The 16,078-nt window shown below is 44.1% G+C and carries 15 protein-coding genes; 9 read left to right on the top strand and 6 right to left on the bottom strand.

The annotated features are described in order from the left end of the window. Positions 1-69 precede the first annotated feature (69 nt). Positions 70-657: a hypothetical protein gene (locus AC13DA_RS02460; protein WP_284723478.1), complete on the top strand. Its 588-nt coding sequence runs from the start codon at positions 70-72 to the stop codon at positions 655-657. 41 nt (positions 658-698) lie between these two features. On the opposite strand, the gene AC13DA_RS02455 is transcribed toward AC13DA_RS02460, so the two are convergent. Together AC13DA_RS02455 and AC13DA_RS02450 are read right to left on the bottom strand one after the other, a co-directional pair. Then, on the bottom strand, positions 699-2,078 hold the full coding sequence (locus tag AC13DA_RS02455) for a DegQ family serine endoprotease (protein ID WP_273179385.1): 1,380 nt from the start codon (positions 2,076-2,078) through the stop codon (positions 699-701). Between the two features lie 18 nt (positions 2,079-2,096). Next, positions 2,097-2,987, bottom strand: a complete 891-nt coding sequence (locus AC13DA_RS02450; protein WP_007144128.1) for a DnaJ C-terminal domain-containing protein — start codon at positions 2,985-2,987, stop codon at positions 2,097-2,099. 163 nt (positions 2,988-3,150) lie between these two features. Between AC13DA_RS02450 and AC13DA_RS02445 the strand changes: the two genes are divergently transcribed. After that, positions 3,151-5,220, top strand: coding sequence for a TonB-dependent receptor (locus AC13DA_RS02445; protein WP_284723476.1), 2,070 nt, complete (start codon positions 3,151-3,153; stop codon positions 5,218-5,220). Positions 5,221-5,287: 67 nt separating this feature from the next. Here the strand turns inward: AC13DA_RS02445 and AC13DA_RS02440 are convergent, their stop codons facing one another. Beyond that, the gene (locus tag AC13DA_RS02440; protein WP_007144126.1) at positions 5,288-6,763 is read right to left on the bottom strand and encodes a RimK family alpha-L-glutamate ligase; all 1,476 of its coding nucleotides are present in this window, start codon (positions 6,761-6,763) and stop codon (positions 5,288-5,290) included. A gap of 165 nt (positions 6,764-6,928) precedes the next feature. On the opposite strand from AC13DA_RS02440, the gene AC13DA_RS02435 reads away from it, so the two are divergent. The 6 genes from AC13DA_RS02435 to AC13DA_RS02410 all read left to right on the top strand — a co-directional run bounded on the left by AC13DA_RS02435 (position 6,929) and on the right by AC13DA_RS02410 (position 13,724). Further along, positions 6,929-8,002 (top strand): DUF2817 domain-containing protein, encoded by a 1,074-nt coding sequence (locus AC13DA_RS02435; protein ID WP_482945843.1) that lies wholly within the window; start codon positions 6,929-6,931, stop codon positions 8,000-8,002. Beyond that, entirely contained in the window at positions 7,980-9,107 is a 1,128-nt protein-coding gene (locus AC13DA_RS02430) for a GNAT family N-acetyltransferase/peptidase C39 family protein (RefSeq protein ID WP_284451454.1), read from the top strand. Before AC13DA_RS02435 ends, AC13DA_RS02430 begins: the two co-directional genes overlap by 23 nt. A gap of 46 nt (positions 9,108-9,153) precedes the next feature. Further along, positions 9,154-9,615, top strand: coding sequence for a tellurite resistance TerB family protein (locus tag AC13DA_RS02425; RefSeq protein ID WP_284451455.1), 462 nt, complete (start codon positions 9,154-9,156; stop codon positions 9,613-9,615). Between the two features lie 133 nt (positions 9,616-9,748). Next, entirely contained in the window at positions 9,749-10,240 is a 492-nt protein-coding gene (locus AC13DA_RS02420) for a sigma-70 family RNA polymerase sigma factor (protein ID WP_284451456.1), read from the top strand. Between the two features lie 3 nt (positions 10,241-10,243). Next, a complete protein-coding gene (locus AC13DA_RS02415) occupies positions 10,244-11,182 on the top strand; it encodes a FecR domain-containing protein (RefSeq protein WP_284451457.1) in 939 nt (312 codons plus the stop codon). A 106-nt stretch (positions 11,183-11,288) separates the two neighbouring features. Then, positions 11,289-13,724, top strand: a complete 2,436-nt coding sequence (locus AC13DA_RS02410) for a TonB-dependent receptor (RefSeq protein ID WP_284451458.1) — start codon at positions 11,289-11,291, stop codon at positions 13,722-13,724. Positions 13,725-13,803: 79 nt separating this feature from the next. Here AC13DA_RS02410 and AC13DA_RS02405 read toward each other — a convergent pair whose 3' ends face one another. Further along, entirely contained in the window at positions 13,804-14,241 is a 438-nt protein-coding gene (locus AC13DA_RS02405) for a hypothetical protein (RefSeq protein ID WP_284451459.1), read from the bottom strand. 37 nt (positions 14,242-14,278) lie between these two features. Beyond that, positions 14,279-14,944 carry a pyridoxamine 5'-phosphate oxidase family protein gene (locus tag AC13DA_RS02400; RefSeq protein WP_284451460.1) on the bottom strand — a complete coding sequence of 222 codons (666 nt, stop codon included), beginning with the start codon at positions 14,942-14,944 and terminating at the stop codon, positions 14,279-14,281. 251 nt (positions 14,945-15,195) lie between these two features. Between AC13DA_RS02400 and AC13DA_RS02395 the strand changes: the two genes are divergently transcribed. After that, entirely contained in the window at positions 15,196-15,702 is a 507-nt protein-coding gene (locus tag AC13DA_RS02395) for a sigma-70 family RNA polymerase sigma factor (protein ID WP_284451461.1), read from the top strand. On the opposite strand, the gene AC13DA_RS02390 is transcribed toward AC13DA_RS02395, so the two are convergent. Continuing rightward, complete coding sequence (locus AC13DA_RS02390) at positions 15,677-16,075, bottom strand: YbaN family protein (RefSeq protein ID WP_284451462.1); 399 nt, start codon at positions 16,073-16,075, stop codon at positions 15,677-15,679. The genes AC13DA_RS02395 and AC13DA_RS02390 overlap by 26 nt on opposite strands. Between the last annotated feature and the right edge of the window lie 3 nt (positions 16,076-16,078).

Raw genomic sequence — 16,078 nt, 5'->3', positions numbered from 1 at the left:
TTTAGTTTGACAACCCCCACTGAAAAGCATTTGATCCTAGTTCATAACGTGATAAATGGAAGTTCAGCAATGAAAAAATATTGTCTTCTGATGTTGATTTTGGGCTGGTGTTTACATTCGCCAGTAGCGGCCGCCTATGAGTGTTATCAAGCTTCACCGACATCTGAGTCACTGGAGGATGAGTATCGTAATAATGACAAGAGTCTGCGTGTGGATAAGAACGCTGAAGAGCTGCAGTTCTTGAAAAAACTTAAAGGGAAATGGAAAGGGACTGGCGAGGAAATTTCCTGTAAAGGCTCAGATGCTAACCCTGAAAAACTTCATAAAAACATGAATGTTGAAGCGGATGTAGAGGAAAGCAGCATTGTTTTGTTCAAAGCCCGCTTAGAAAAAGAGTTTCCTGCTGAACGAATCAGTCGTTCAGATACTCTGGGGCTGATTAATACGGAAAGTTTATATGCCCTAAGTGTGAACGGGCGTCATATTGAAGCCAATCAGCGAGAGTATGCGTCTAATGGTCCTGACGCGGGTGTGCGTTATCTGGAATATATGATTTCAATCGATGCACCGAGTGATGATGAAATACATGTAGAGTGGTCATTATTTACGAATGGTGTCTATGTTTTCACCCAAAAGCTTAATTTGACCAGAGATTAAAAAAGGAGCCTGAAGTGTTCAGGCTCCTTAATGGATTTGGCTTACTTCAGTAATAAGAACATCGCACGTCGGCCACGGATGATATTAAATAATAATTCCTTAGCGTCGCTGACCATCGGTTTGAACTGTTCCAGTGATGATACCGGCTGGCGATTCACTGAAGTGATAATGTCATCAGGTCTCAAACCGGCTTGCCAGGCTGGGCTACCACGTTTTACTGAATAAACCACCACACCTTCTACTTGCCCGTAATAAGGTGAGTCTTGCTCAATATCACCAAAGGTCGCACCAGATAGTTTCGGATGTACTAGCCCATCAGCAGCGGTTTTACGTGTCTGTTTGACCGTTGCCTTAATGGTTTTTGCTTTACCATTTCGAATAATATCGAGCTTGACTGTTTGACCGACAACCATCAAGCCAATGGTATTTCTCAGACTGTCAGCGTTCATTAGTGGCGTACCATCAACGGCGGTGATCACATCACCCACTTTTAAGCCAGCATCAGCAGCAGCTGAGTCAGGTATAACATGACTGACAACGGCACCTTGTTGAGATTGGATATTAAAGGCTTGAGCCAGCTCAGGTGTAATATCCTGCATCTGCACACCCAAATAGGCACGCTGAACTTCACCGTGCTCTAACAGTTGATCAGTGATCTGTTTGACTAGATTACTGGGAATGGCAAAGCCGATACCGATATTGCCAGATGAGGCACCGCCCGGTGAGAAAATAGCGGTATTAATACCCACCAGCTCGCCACGCAAGTTAACTAAGGCACCACCTGAGTTACCGGGATTAATTGAAGCATCAGTTTGAATAAAGTTTTCATAACCTTCAATGCCGAGGCCACTTCTGCCTAGTGCACTGACGATACCAGAGGTCACCGTTTGCCCCAGACCAAAAGGGTTGCCGATCGCCACAACAAAGTCACCCACACGAAGCGAGTCTGAGTCGGCCAGTGGCAAGGCAGATAAGTTTTCAGCAGGAATTTTGATAAGTGCTACATCGGTGGCAGGATCACTACCAACGATCTCAGCTTGGAAGGTCCGTCCATCATTTAATGACACTGTGACTTCATCAGCACCACGAATCACATGATTATTGGTGATGACCAGGCCTTCTTTGGCATCAATAATGACCCCAGAACCTAAACTTTGGCGTTGTCTGACTCTGGGTTGATCAGGCACATTAAAAAAGTGCCTGAAAAAAGGGTCATTCATAAAAGGGTTGTCTTGAACTCTGACTTCACTTTTCGTGGCAATATTGACCACAGCTGGTTTGGTGCGATCAAGCATTGGCGCCAAAGAGGGCATCTCGCCTTTATCAGAAAACCAGTTAAGTGGAAGTGCTGCAGATGCGACCTGGGCAATTAAAACAAATGCGGCTAACCAAACAATGGATGATTTAAAGCTGAACTTCACAACGCCTCCCGATAAAAATTATTCCAGCGACTCTCGCGGGTTAAAAGCCATTTCTTCTGCCATCTGCTGGTAAAGCTTTTTCGCTTTATCACTGTCAGCAGGCGGCACCATTATCTGCAAGACCACAAATTCGTCGCCAGGTTCTTTGCCCGGTAATCCACGTCCTTTCAGCCGCATTTTTTGACCACTACGAGCACCAGCCGGAATGGTCAGATTAATTTTTCCTGCTAAGGTGGGTACGGTAACTTTGGCACCTAAAGCCGCTTCCCATGGCGCAATAGGTAAATCCAGATACACATCTTTGTCTTCCAGACGGAAATGACGATGTGGTGCAATGTTTACTTCAAGATACAAGTCACCGGACTTGCCGCCACCGCCCGATTTACCCTGGCCTGAAAGGCGTATTTTCTTACCGGAGGCAATGCCTGCCGGGATTTTTACATTAATCGTGCCTGACTGACTGGCGCCGGCAGGACGACGAATTGTTTTGGTGGCACCGTTAAATGCATCTTCCAGAGAAATAGTAATTTTGGCATTCACATCTTCACCACGGGCAAAGAAGTTATCTCCCATGCCGCCGCCCATTCCTCCCATGCCGCCAAACATGTTTTCAAAGAAGCTGCTAAAGTTGCCACCACCAAAACCGGCATGATCATCCCAGCCTGGGGGCGGATTAAATGATTGGCCGTGACGGTAATTACTGCCGAATTGATCGTACTGAGCACGTTTTTGTTCGTCACGTAAGACTTCGTAGGCTTCACCTACTTCTTTAAATTTGTCTTCAGCGTTCGCTTCTTTACTGACATCGGGGTGATATTTTCTGGCCAGCTTCCGATAGGCCTTCTTTATCTCGTCCTGAGAAGCATCACGGCCGACACCCAAAATTTTGTAATAGTCTTTGTATTCCATAAATGGATTATGTACCTGAAATTGATCTTGATCATGTAATTGGGGATTTGAATGTCTATTTTCAATGGGTTTAGGGATTTTTCTGATGTATTAAAACCTTCTGTATGGGAAAATTTTCCCCAATCACGGGATTAATGATCATTTACAAGAGAGAATTTGGATTATGTTTTCAAAAAAACAACTCACATTAATGGTGGCTGCTGCAGCGACTACAATGTGGCAACCCGCCTTTGCCGAAGAAATGGGTGATAAAGAAGTTTCGCTTGGTGGCATGGTGGTGACAGGTACGCGTTCTGAGACACCATTACTTGAGCAAGCCGGGAATACTGGCAAAGTATCAGAAGAAGAAATCGATCTTGTGCGACCAGATCATATCAGTGAAATTCTTAATCGCGTTAGTGGTGTCAATATTCAGCACGGTAATGGTCAAGAGCATTTGACTTCAATCCGTTCACCTGTACTGACCGGTGGTGCAGGCGCAGGTTCATTCCTATTTCTTGAAGATGGTATCCCACTTCGTGCTGCTGGTTTTGCCAATGTGAATGGCTTATTTGAAGTCAACTATGAGCAGGCGGGAGGTATTGAAGTCGTTCGCGGACCGGGTAGTGCGTTATATGGTTCTAATGCGGTTCATGGCCTGGTAAACGTATTGAGTCGTGCGCCTTCTTTGGACTTAGAACGTCAGATTGATTTCTCAATCGGTCCACATGACTTATATCAAACTAAAGCCACGATAAGTGACACCGTTGGTAGACATGGTTACCGTTTGAGCGTGAATGGCACTACAGATGGAGGTTATGTCAGTGACTCAGGTTATGACCAGCAGAAAGTCAGTTTCAGACATGATTATCTGGGTGATGTTGATAGTTTCAAGACCTTATTCAGCTACACCAACCTGAATCAAGAAACTGCTGGTTATATTACGGGATATAAGGTCTATGAAGATGAAAGCTTGTCTCGTCAAAATCCCAATCCTGAAGCTTATCGTGACGCCAAGTCGTATCGTTTATCTACTGAGTGGATTCATGAATTAAGTGATACATCTTCATTCACGCTGACACCTTATGTTCGACATACTGAGATGAATTTCTTGATGCATTTCCTCTCTCCGGGTAAGCCAGTTGAGAGCAATAAACACAGTAGTGTTGGCTTGTTAAGCTCCTATACAAAAGAGCTGGATGGTGGTCATAAAATCATTTTGGGTACTGATTTTGAGTACACAGAAGGGCAATTAAAAGAAGTCCAAAATAATTCAACCACGGTCAGAGGCTTCATACCAGGCGTGCATTATGATTATGACGTTGATGCAACAGTTATTGCGCCATACGCCCATACTGAATGGCAAATCTTAGATAAAACACGCCTAATAGCAGGTGTACGTTATGAATACACCAAATACGACTACACTAACAATACAACATCTGGTGTGATAACAAGTCGATATTATCGCCCTGAATCACGCGATGACTCGTTTAATAATCTGAGTCCTAAATTAGGGTTAGTACAAGAGTTAACGGATGATACTTCTGCATTTATTAACTATGCTCGAGGTAACCGTGCTCCTCAGACAACCGATCTATATCGAATTCAGAACAATAATGGTGATCGAGCAGACTCTGAACAAATCGACAGTATCGAAGTCGGTGTCAGAAAAGTTGGGGAAGGGTTCCAGTATGAAATCACTGCCTATCATATGAGAAAGAAAGATTATTTCTTTACGGATAGCAACGATATCAACGTCAATGATGGCAAGACTAAACATACGGGTCTCGAACTCGGTATGTTCTATCCCTTTAACAGTCAGTTCGATGTGGCGGCTAATCTAACCTTTGCTAAACATGAATATGATTTCAACAGAGCAAGCTCAGATGACTACAGTACCATTGAGAGCGGCAACTATCTGGTAACAGCACCTAAACAGATGGCAAATGTCAGACTGGGTTGGAATTTCACGCCAAAAAGTCGTGCTGAGTTAGAGTGGGAACATATGGGTGAGTATTACATTAATGATGGGAATACTGCTAAGTATGATGGACATGATGTGTTTAATCTTCATGCCTCGCATCAATTAACTGAAAACCTAAAACTATATGGAAGAGTTCAAAACTTATTTAATACTGAATATGCCGAACGTGCTGACTTCAGACCAATTCCTGGTGTAAACCCTGATGGCTATCGCTACTTCGTTGGTGAAAAACGTTACCTTCATGTCGGGGCAAGTTATAGCTTCTAAGCTAGAAACGGCTTGTTAAACAAAAAAGGCGCTGAATTTCAGCGCCTTTTTTGTTTGTAACAGCAGGTTAATGGCTGGCAGCCCGGCGTTCTTCCAGCCGCCTTAAAAACTCTCGCATAATGTCATCGTATAACGCCATACCGAGATAATTATCTTCAACACCACTATCGATACTGGGGTTGTCATTGATTTCAATAATCACAATACGATTACCACTTTGTTTGATATCGAGGCCATACAGACCATTTCCTATCAACTTCGCGGCTTTTGTCGCAATTTTCAGTACTTTTTCAGGAACTTCGCTCATAGGGATAGCGGAAGATTTACCACTGGATGTGCCTTTCTTGGTGTTGTGATTGTAGATTTGCCAATGTCCTTTACTCATAAAGTACTGGCAGGCGTAGATAGGTTTGTTATTAAACATACCGATACGCCAATCATAATCGGTATACATAAATTCCTGTAACAGAATAATAGCCGACTGCTGAAAGAAGGCGGGCGCTTGCTCGCGAAGTTCATCCGCGTTGTTCACCTTAATCACACCTTTTGAAAAAGCGCCGTCAGGGATTTTCATTACCAATGGGAAGGTCGCTGTCTCACACAGTTTGTCCAGACCAGCCGTATCATTGCGATATAGCAGGTGTGAATCCGGCATAGGTAGATTGTTGGCGGATAGCAGTTCTTTTAAATAAATTTTATTGGTACAGCGAATGATCGAGGTTGGATCATCAATGACCACCAAGCCTTCACTTTCTGCGCGACGGGCAAACTTATAGGTGTGATTATGTGTGGCCGTGGTTTCACGAATAAACAAGGCATCATATTCAGCGAGACGGATGTAATCTTTCGGCGTGATCAGTTCCACATCAATACCAATACGGCGACCGCTGCTAATGAACTTCTTCAATGCGGCCATATCGCTCGGTGGCATCGTTTCTTTAGGGTTATGTAAAATGGCCATGTCGTAACGAAATTGACGGCGTTTGGCTGGTTTTCGCCATAAGCGATGACTAAAGCTATCCAGCGCTTCAGCAAAGAAGTCTTGCTCTGTTTCAGTCAGTTTATTAATCGCACCGGCTTTGATCTGGCTGATAATCCAGTGTGCGTTAAAACTAAACTCGACTTCCAGAATCGGGCAAGGGAATTGTTCAAATATTTGTCGGGCTAGTTTTTGTAATGAGGTGACGGGCGTTTGTCCAAAACAGATTTTTAATACAAAACTTTCGGCTGAGGTGGTACTGAGCTGCTTATCCAATTGTGTGGATAAGTCCGACAGATCATAGGCGTAAAGACTTTTACGGGACAGGTCGTTAATCGTCCGTAGACCGGGTAATACACGATGACCGCGTGCTTCAGCCACCATCGAGCAATAATAGCCGCGGCTGAGATAATCCAGACTTCGGCATAAATTAAGGATTTGCGCAGGTGAGTGTGTATTTTGCGACAGGGATTGTAGATAGGTATCGACATCAATTACTTGCTCGCTGGGGAAGTAAGGACTCCAGTCGTCAATATTTTCAACTATTATCAAGTGCTTAGTCATGGCTTGTCCTTACTGTTGGTCGCATAGTGGTGCTTTTTAAAAGCGAATCATAAAGTGAATAGACAGGGGATGTGATAAAAAATTTTGCATCCCTTTTTATTTGCTGGTCAAAATGGCAAAACTCACATATCCTTCGCGAAAATTTTGCACAGGAGGCCCGTTAAAATGTATGCAGATGCAGTTTTAAGCGTATTTTCGCAGCGCTATTCCAGCGCAAGAGATAAATTCATCAATAATGTTGAAACCAGCTCGATTATTGAAAGGTTAACGCATCATCCTCATCCACTCAAAGGCCCTAAAAACGAAAAGCTATTTTGTGACATCGCTTGGGCGGGCAATCCAAAAGCAGAAAATATCATCGTGTTAGTGTCTGGGTTGCATGGTGTGGAAGGTGGTGCTGGTTCTGCGATTCAAGCCGATTTTGTCACGCGTTATCGTCGTCTTCCTCCCGATGTGTGTGTGATACTTGTTCATGCCATTAACCCTTGGGGGTTTGCCTGGGCCAGCCGTGGTGATGATCAAGGTATTGATCTCAATCGTAACTTTGTTGATTTTGACAGTGAGCTGCCAGCATCGAAAGGTGCTGAAATCTGGAAAGAGCTTGAGCAGGGTAAAACGGATATCGCCACCGTGGCCCAAGATAGAGAAAAATTTGATTTACTATCTGAAGGTCAATACGAGCAACCATCAGCCCCTTACTTCGGTGGCAAAGAACCCACATGGTCACGTCAACTTATTGAGCAGCTGGCAGCACAAATTAAGCCTACTAAACGTAAACAAGTGATTGTGATTGATATTCATAGTGGTCTTGGCCCCTACGGTTTTGGTGAGCTTATCTGCGATCACCCTGTCGACAGTCAGGGGCATCAATATGCGGTCGAGTTATTTGGTGCAACGGTCACCGAACCGTCACTAGGTACATCGAGTTCAGGTACCAAATTAGGTTTACATGATTACTTTTGGCATCAACAAGGTGATAACGTGTGCTTCTTAACGCTGGAGTTCGGCACGTTTGGTACTCAGCAGATGTTGCAGGTGTTATCTGATGATCAAAAACTACAACAAAAAGGCAAAATTGACTGGTCTGATGATGCCACCATGGATGTAAAACATGCCATGCAGGATTTCTTCTGCCCCGATCAAAAACAATGGCAGGAACTGGTTCTTTTCCGTGGCCGCCAGGTTATCGAAATGGCATTAGATGGACTCACTGAACATGCTAACCATAACGCCCGCTGAGTTTTTACTCCGCGAGGCGACGCTTGATGACGTTAACGCGCTCAGCAAGTTAGAAGAAGCGTGCTTTGAAACAGATCGTATTTCAAGGCGCAGCTTCAAATGGATGATCAAAAAAGGCCACAATTTGTTGCTGGTGGCCACAAGCAACGACCAGTTGGTGGCCTATGTGTTGTTACTTTACTCACAAGGCACATCGCTTGGCCGTGTTTACTCATTAGCGGTTGATGCTCATTATCGCAAAGCTGGTATTGCTGCCAAATTAATGCAGGAAGCCGAGACGCAGGCACTGGATGACGGTCGAAGTTTTCTGCGTCTAGAAGTTCGTCCTGATAATTTTGGCGCTATCAAGCTATATGAGAAGTTGGGGTATCAGCCGTTTGATATTGTCAGCGACTTCTATGAGGATCATGCAGATGCTATCCGCATGATGAAAGTGCTGCATCATGTACCAGAAGTGACTCATCCTGAAGTTTCACATTACTCTCAGTCAACCGACTTTACCTGTGGGCCTGCTTGCCTGATGATGGCGATGAAAAGTATGGATAGTGAGCTAGCGCTCACTCGCCAGCTTGAGTTACAGCTATGGCGGGAAGCCACGACGATTTTTATGACATCCGGTCATGGCGGTTGTAGTCCTCAGGGCTTGGCTTTAGCAGCCAATCAGCGAGGTCTGAAAACCAATTTGGTTTGTAACTCAGATGACATTCCTTTTATCAATGGCGTACGTAGCGAGGAAAAGAAGTCGGTCATTGAATGTGTGCACCAAGATTTTATCGAAAAAATAGCTGAATCTGATATTCAACAAATCAAAGCACCAGTTGATGCGTCGTTATTAAGCGAGTATCTATCTAAAGGGTCACTGGCGCTTGTCTTGATAAGCTCATATCGTCTGAATCAAAGTAAATCCCCCCATTGGATTCTGGTCGTGTCTGTTTCTGACACCTTTGTGTATTTCCATGATCCGGATGTGGATTGGGATGATAATAAAAGCGTGACAGATAGTGGTTATATTCCCGTTACACATAAAGAATTTAACCGTATGATTGGTTACGGCAAACCCCGTTATCAAGCTGCTGTCATTGTAAGCCCATCCAATAAGAAATGAACTTTACTTCACTGCTGGCAGTCGGTTTTGCTTGCAGGAGATAACTATGATCGAAAAATTAAAACAAATGTTTTCATCTACCTTGGGTGATAACACCGATGTCTATTTAGCGAATCAACAGCAGTCTAAAGTGCTGGCGGCGGTAGCATTAATGATTGAAATTATTGCGGTCGATGATGAAGAGCATGAGACTGAAAAGGCCATGCTGCGGCAGATCCTCGCTAGTCAATTTGATGTCGAAGACAGCGACGCTGAGAAATTGATTGCCGAAGCAGAAACAGCACACAATGAAGCCACTGACTTTTATCACTTCACAGCCGGTATTAATCAGCAATATAACGAACAAGAGAAAATCGAACTCATCGAAATGCTTTGGCAAATAGCCTGGGCTGATCATGAACTACAAGATATTGAAGAACACGTGATTCGTAAGCTCGCCAGTTTGCTCTATGTCTCTCATAAAGACTTTATTGCTACTAAACTTAAAGTGGTTGGCGAGCCAAGTTAGAAGTGAATGGCTACAGCTTTTTTTATTAAAAATAATCCTTAAAAATCAAACGCACAGATAACACCACTATTGCTAAATAACTTTCAAAACGATAATGTATCTCATTATCACTTGTGAAGTAGTTCTATTAATAATGGCTGTGCAAACACTGGAATCACTTTATTCAGAGCATCATCATTGGCTTCAGAACTGGATCCGTTCTCGATTAAATAATGTTGAGCAAGCTCAAGATCTCACGCAGGAGACTTTTATCAAGGTATTGATGAAGGGGCGTGAGCATGAATTCAACTCACCCAAAGCATATTTAAGCAGTATTGCACGTGGTTTGCTGGTCGACTTTTTCCGCCGCCGCACCGTTGAACAGGCCTATCTTGACGCGCTCGAAGTTCAGCCAGAACAACACAGTATTTCTGCGGAACAGCATCATCTCATTATCGACACCTTATTACAGATCGAACACATGCTAGATACGATGAGTGAGCGGGGGCGACAAATATTTCTGCTGGCCCAGCTGGACGGGTTGACCTTCGCTGAAATTGGCAGGCAATTGAATGTGTCGGTAACGACCGTTCGAAAACATTTTATTCGAGCCATGACGCAGTGTCTGTTACTGATCGAAGATTAAACGATGAAGCTGAATGAAGATATTTTGACTCAGGCCGCCAGTTGGTTTGTGGATCTTCGCAATGCACAGCCCGGAGATGTCATCTACCAAGCTCATCAGGATTGGCTTGTAGCTGATAGCCGTCATTATGATGCTTGGAAACGGGTGGAACGTTTACAAAAACAATTGCAATTAGTGCCGACTGAAATCAGACATGAGACCTTGGAAAAAGCGCGTCACTCGCGCCGCCAGTTAATCAAAACACTGGTCGTGGTATTAACCGTGGGAAGTGCTGGAGGCATGGCTTATCAACAGAGAGCACTGTCGAGTCTGGTTGCACAACACCGCACGGGTACAGGCGAGCGTAAAACCATAGAGCTGGCTGACGGCAGCAAAGTGTATCTGAATACAAGTACCGCCTTAGACGTTAACTTCAGTGACAATGTCAGGGAGTTAACCTTATACCGTGGTGAAGTCATTATTGAGACTGGCAAAGGCTTGCCATCGCAAAATTTTATTGTAAAAACGGCACAAGGATCAGTGAAGGCGCTGGGCACCCGGTTTCAGGTTCGATGTAATGATGGAGAGACCTGGGTCGGTGTCAGTAAACATGCTGTGGAAGTGAAGTCCGAAAAAGCCAATAAAGCGGTCAAAGTCCAGGCAGGACATTGCATGAGTTTTGATGCATTAAAACATAGCCCGTTAAATTTAATGCCAGTGAATATGGATGCCTGGACACAGGGTATGTTGATTGTCAGTAATTGGCGATTGGATCAGTTTATCAATGAACTGGCTCGCTATCATAAAGGGGCACTGCGCTGTGATGGTGCCGTGGCTTCTCTGCGTATTTCCGGGGCATTTAATATCAACAATACGTCATCTGTATTAGAAAATCTCAGTAGTACCCTACCTGTTAAAGTCCGTTATTTCACCCGCTATTGGGCGCAAGTTGAACCTGCCTGACTATTTTTTTGTTTAAGGGGGTTAACGATTCTGGTTTCTCGTTCGGCCTGTTAGATAAGAGCGTTATCGCTAACCGTATTATCTAAATTAATTAACAGGACCAAGAATGAAACACGCCTCTTTCTTACCCTTAAGCTTATCGCCATTAAGTCGACAACTCGTCATGGCAGGAATGCTAACCACGGCTTTGGTGAGCACCGATCTTATTATCAACATCAGTCATGCAGATAGTGTGACTCAACAACAAAGCTTTAATATTCAGGCCGGCTCACTTGAATCAGCCCTCAATCAGTTTGCTGTGCAAAGTGGGATTACTGTCTCTTTTAGCCCAGATGTCGTCGCCGGTATTCAGGCCGACAGATTTCAGGGGTCGGCCGCACCATCCACGTTAATCACTCAGCTCTTAGCTGATACTGGTTTACAGGCGACCTTATTAGCCAATGGCAGTTATTCCATTAGCAAAAAATCAGCACCTGTTGCCGTCACACCCAAACAAAAACAAAGTGTTGAATTAGACGATATGTTGATCACCTCAACACGTTCTGACACCCAACTAAAAGATTCGCCACAAGTGGTCACAGTGATTAATCGTGAGCAGATTGAACAGCAAATGGAGATGAGTAGTGACACCTCTCAGATTCTGAGTAACTTGTTGCCTTCATTCTCGCCAAGTCGTCAGAAGCTCACCAGTGGTGGTGAAACCTTCCGTGGTCGTTCGCCATTATTTCTGATTGATGGAATCCCGCAAAGTAATCCTCTGCGTGACGGCCAGCGTGATGGCCACACCATTGATATGTCCATGGTCGAACGCGTTGAGGTGATTCATGGTGCCAGTGCCATTCATGGTTTAGGTGCGACAGGCGGCATTATCAACTTTATTACTCGTCGCCCAAGTCAGGACACACTCAAACAAAGCATGAATGTGCAAATGACGACACCTACCGGTGAGTTTGGTGATGAAACTTCAGGGTATCGCACGGATTACAACCTGAGCGGTAGCAAAAATGATTTTGAATATACGCTTGGTATGAGTTATGAAAGACAAGGTGTGTTTCTGGATGCGGATGGCACCGAAATTGGAGTAGATAATGTACAGGGTGACATTATGAACTCGAAAAGTTATGACTTGTTCACCAAGCTGGGTTACTGGATAGACGATGATCAGCACATAGAAGCTTCCCTCAACCGTTATCAGGTCAAAGGTGGCAACGATTATGTCAGCGTTGATGGTGATATTGAAAAAGGTGAACCGACTACATCAGTTAGAGGAACCCCTGTCGGTGAGGCGCCATACAATCGGGTGTTAACCACCAGTATGAAATACCAAAATTATGATTTAGCTGGGATGGAATTTACCGCCCAGGCATACAGACAAGAGTTTGAAGCATTGTTTGGTGCACTAGGATCTAGCAGTTTTTATGATCCGATATTGGCGCCTGACAGTATTGATCAAACCCAAATTGAATCGGTGAAAAAAGGGGCTAAATTCACCTTAGTGAAAGATGGTTTGCTGGATGACAAATTAAAAATTACAACGGGCTTTGATCTGCTTGAGGATAGCTCTTCACAGAACTTGGCTATGACAAACCGAAGTTATGTACCTGAAGTGGTATATAAAAACTATGCACCATTTTTACAGTTACAATTTCAGCCTATTGATGCGGTTGTGTTACATGCCGGTGTTCGTTATGAACATTCAGAACTAGATGTGGATGATTTTACGACGGTTTATAACAAAGGTAGTACCGATGTAAAAGGTGGCAGTCCCGATTTTAGTGAGACATTGTTTAACGGTGGGATTGTTGTCAGTCCACTGTCATGGCTGAGTGTATTTGCTAATTACTCAGAAGGCTTTGGGATGCCGGATGTTGGTCGGGTGTTACGTGAGGTAAATGTCGCTGGTGCAACGGTAGACGGATTGCTTGATCTTGAACCGATCATTACGACGAATAGAGAAGTAGGTATCCGACTAAATTGGGATTCAGTCGATTTTGAGGTCAGTTATTATGAATCTGATTCGGACTTAGGTTCCAGACTGTCGGCGAATGCAGATAATACCCAATATATGGTTAACCGTGAAAAACAAGAAATTAACGGTGCCGAAGCCAACTTAGGCTGGAAAGTAAACGATGGTCACAAGCTAAACTTGGCGTATTCCTATATCCGGGGACGTTATGACAGTGATGATGACGGTAAAGTTGATACCGATCTGAATGGCCAAAATATTCCACCCAATCGATTAATTGCCAGCTGGCAGGCTGAATGGACTCCAAAACTGTCCTCATTTGTGCAAGCCAGTTATAACTTTGATCGTAACTTCGACGAAGAAGCCGGTGATGATGAAGAACAGTTCAAAGCCTATGGCCTGATTGATGCCACTATGGCGTATAAACTCTCTACCGGTAAGATCCATGCTGGAGTAACAAACCTGCTCAATAAGGATTATTTCAGCTACTCATCCCAAACCAGTTATGGCTCAGATACCCGTAACTTTAAAGGCCGTGGCCGAACATTAACCATTGGTTATTCGCTGGACTTCTAGAAAGAGATGACATAGCCATCAATTTGATGGCTATGTCATTGATAGACCTATTTATTAATTAGACAGATAACGTTGTTTTCTATTTTGAATTAACGGCGTTATTAGTTTTATCTTTGCGTGTGAGTGCAAAGATGAGCCAGAGAATGAATAAAGGGATCAGCAATGGCAGAAGAAACGGGAAAGCCATAGAAAAAGAGACCAGACAGAATAAAACCAGAAACCCCAAAATGATCAGCCCAATGCCTGTGAACATAAAAGCTAATAATATACCCATACAAAGTAAGAGTATGGGCACAAAAACGATGCCACCGGCTTCGATGAGATGTTTTAAGGGGCCAGTAACTTGCTCGCCATTGTAGGTGATGGTCGCATTGGATGGCATCAGGCTTAAGGCTCCGATGATGAGCAACAGAAACGCAATCAACAAGGCCACTTTTTTCATTAATTTAAAACCTTTCCTGCTCAACTTACCTGAATGGTGATCTTCATAGTGTGTAATATGATCACGGCTATGCATCTTTGGACTTTGCTTTCAGCATCAAGTTGCTGAGACGTTATGCTCTTTCATCCCCAGACTGAATATAACCCATCCATTCTTCAATCGGCATGGTGCCACCTTCATCGGCGACTTGATTTAACTCATGCTCACGTAACACATCTTGCATCATATCAACGCGTTTCCAGGCGGCGACTGGTGTTTTGCATTCTTGTTTAGGAACATAACGGGAGTTTTTGACTTTCTGATAGCGGTGAACATAACGCGGGCAGTTTTGCCACAGTTCAGATACTGTTACCCGAACGATCATTTCAGCTTCTTTCCACTCTCCCATAAGTGGATCGTCACTTGAGGCGATGGCCTTACCTTGCACACGAATTCGATGTGGTTTCTCAAAATCAATAAATAATAAACCCACTTCAGGGTTGCCTTGAATATTCCCCATCGAGTAATACATGCCATTGCCGTCATAACTGGGGAAGGCAATCGTTTTTTCATCCAGCACTTTGATAAAGCGGCCAGCTTCGCCACCTTTATAAGACACGGTTGGCCGACCACGCTCATCTACCGTCGTCAGAAAAAACATATCGCGGCTTTCGATAAAGCCTTGGGCCATCTCGTCTACTTCGGTGACAAGCGCGACTTCTTCTACCCGGTCTGCCATGTCTCGGCTATTGAATAAATCCTGAAGGGCCCGATGTTTATCGTTATAGAGTCTGCTCATGATGGTGTCTTTAATGAATGGATGAATCTGGCAGACATTAGCATAGATGAATAGGGCGACCAAGAATCATCATATAAGACGGGAAATTTGCCCGGTTTCAAAGAACAGTGGCATTGGTGAATGGTGTTTAAATTATGATTAGCAATTGATTAAAAAGGAAAAAGCTAAAGGAAGACTTGCTAATTAAAACTTAATAAATGATAATGATTCTCGTTAAGATTTGTAAATATAGCTATTTTAAGGAGAACATCATGCGTGCCACCCACACAGCCACAATCGAGAATCTGTATCTGGAGCACCGTGGTTGGTTATCGGTATTTATTCAGCGGCGAATGGGTTGTCCAGAGACCACGGCTGATCTGATTCAGGATACCTATCTACGAATACTCACAAGTGGTCGGCTACCTGAGCAAAAAGATGCACGTAAATATCTCACACATATTGCCAAAGGGCTGGTTATTGATGTGTTTCGCCGTCGGCGTGTGGAAGAAGCCTATCTGGACTATCTGAAACAACAACCCGAGGACACAGCCCATTCGGTTGAAACTCAGGCGTTGATGATAGAAGCCTTGACCGAAATTGATAGCTTATTACATCGTCTGCCTGCCAATGTGCGTCAGGCCTTATTGATGAGGCAGTTGGATGGCATGAGCTACAAAGCCATTGCCGAGCGACTCAATGTGTCTGTCTCCTCGGTTGAAAAATATATCGCCAAAGGCTTACAGGCGTGTCTTACTGCTTCAATTTCATCTGACTAACTTCTGTATCATTTGATGGCTCTGGCCGGGTAATTAACCAGTACAACACGGCCACCATCATGCTTGAGCTTAGGCATTTCAACCACAGTGGCAGTCCACTTAAAAACAGTAAACAGCAGCTTATCGTCATCGACACTAGAGCTATCACTTTAGCGCGTCGGGGGATTGCTCGATGTTGCTGCCATTGCTGAATCATGTGACCAAATCGTGGGTGATGTAATAACCAGTGGTGTAATTGTGGCCAGCCTTTTGCCGAACACCAGAGCGCCATCAATAGAAACTCGGTAGTGGGTAAGCCCGGTAATATCACGCCTGCGAAGGCAATACCGAGAAAAATCAGTGCGAAAAAGCGCCACAATAACGTTATAACCATGGT

This window comes from Methylophaga sp. F-2, from assembly GCF_056859315.1.
Note: the sequence above shows the minus strand (reverse complement) of the source record. Positions and strands in the feature narration are given on the sequence as shown.

Bases quoted from the DNA above. Each gene is read 5' to 3' on its own strand.
- AC13DA_RS02460 (WP_284723478.1), top strand. From the start codon at position 70: ATGAAAAAATATTGTCTTCTGATGTTGATTTTGGGCTGGTGTTTACAT.
- AC13DA_RS02450 (WP_007144128.1), bottom strand. From the start codon at position 2,987: ATGGAATACAAAGACTATTACAAAATTTTGGGTGTCGGCCGTGATGCT.
- AC13DA_RS02445 (WP_284723476.1), top strand. From the start codon at position 3,151: ATGTTTTCAAAAAAACAACTCACATTAATGGTGGCTGCTGCAGCGACT.
- AC13DA_RS02440 (WP_007144126.1), bottom strand. From the start codon at position 6,763: ATGACTAAGCACTTGATAATAGTTGAAAATATTGACGACTGGAGTCCT.
- AC13DA_RS02435 (WP_482945843.1), top strand. From the start codon at position 6,929: ATGTATGCAGATGCAGTTTTAAGCGTATTTTCGCAGCGCTATTCCAGC.
- AC13DA_RS02430 (WP_284451454.1), top strand. From the start codon at position 7,980: ATGCTAACCATAACGCCCGCTGAGTTTTTACTCCGCGAGGCGACGCTT.
- AC13DA_RS02425 (WP_284451455.1), top strand. From the start codon at position 9,154: ATGATCGAAAAATTAAAACAAATGTTTTCATCTACCTTGGGTGATAAC.
- AC13DA_RS02420 (WP_284451456.1), top strand. From the start codon at position 9,749: ATGGCTGTGCAAACACTGGAATCACTTTATTCAGAGCATCATCATTGG.
- AC13DA_RS02415 (WP_284451457.1), top strand. From the start codon at position 10,244: ATGAAGCTGAATGAAGATATTTTGACTCAGGCCGCCAGTTGGTTTGTG.
- AC13DA_RS02410 (WP_284451458.1), top strand. From the start codon at position 11,289: ATGAAACACGCCTCTTTCTTACCCTTAAGCTTATCGCCATTAAGTCGA.
- AC13DA_RS02405 (WP_284451459.1), bottom strand. From the start codon at position 14,241: ATGCATAGCCGTGATCATATTACACACTATGAAGATCACCATTCAGGT.
- AC13DA_RS02400 (WP_284451460.1), bottom strand. From the start codon at position 14,944: ATGAGCAGACTCTATAACGATAAACATCGGGCCCTTCAGGATTTATTC.
- AC13DA_RS02395 (WP_284451461.1), top strand. From the start codon at position 15,196: ATGCGTGCCACCCACACAGCCACAATCGAGAATCTGTATCTGGAGCAC.
- AC13DA_RS02390 (WP_284451462.1), bottom strand. From the start codon at position 16,075: ATGGTTATAACGTTATTGTGGCGCTTTTTCGCACTGATTTTTCTCGGT.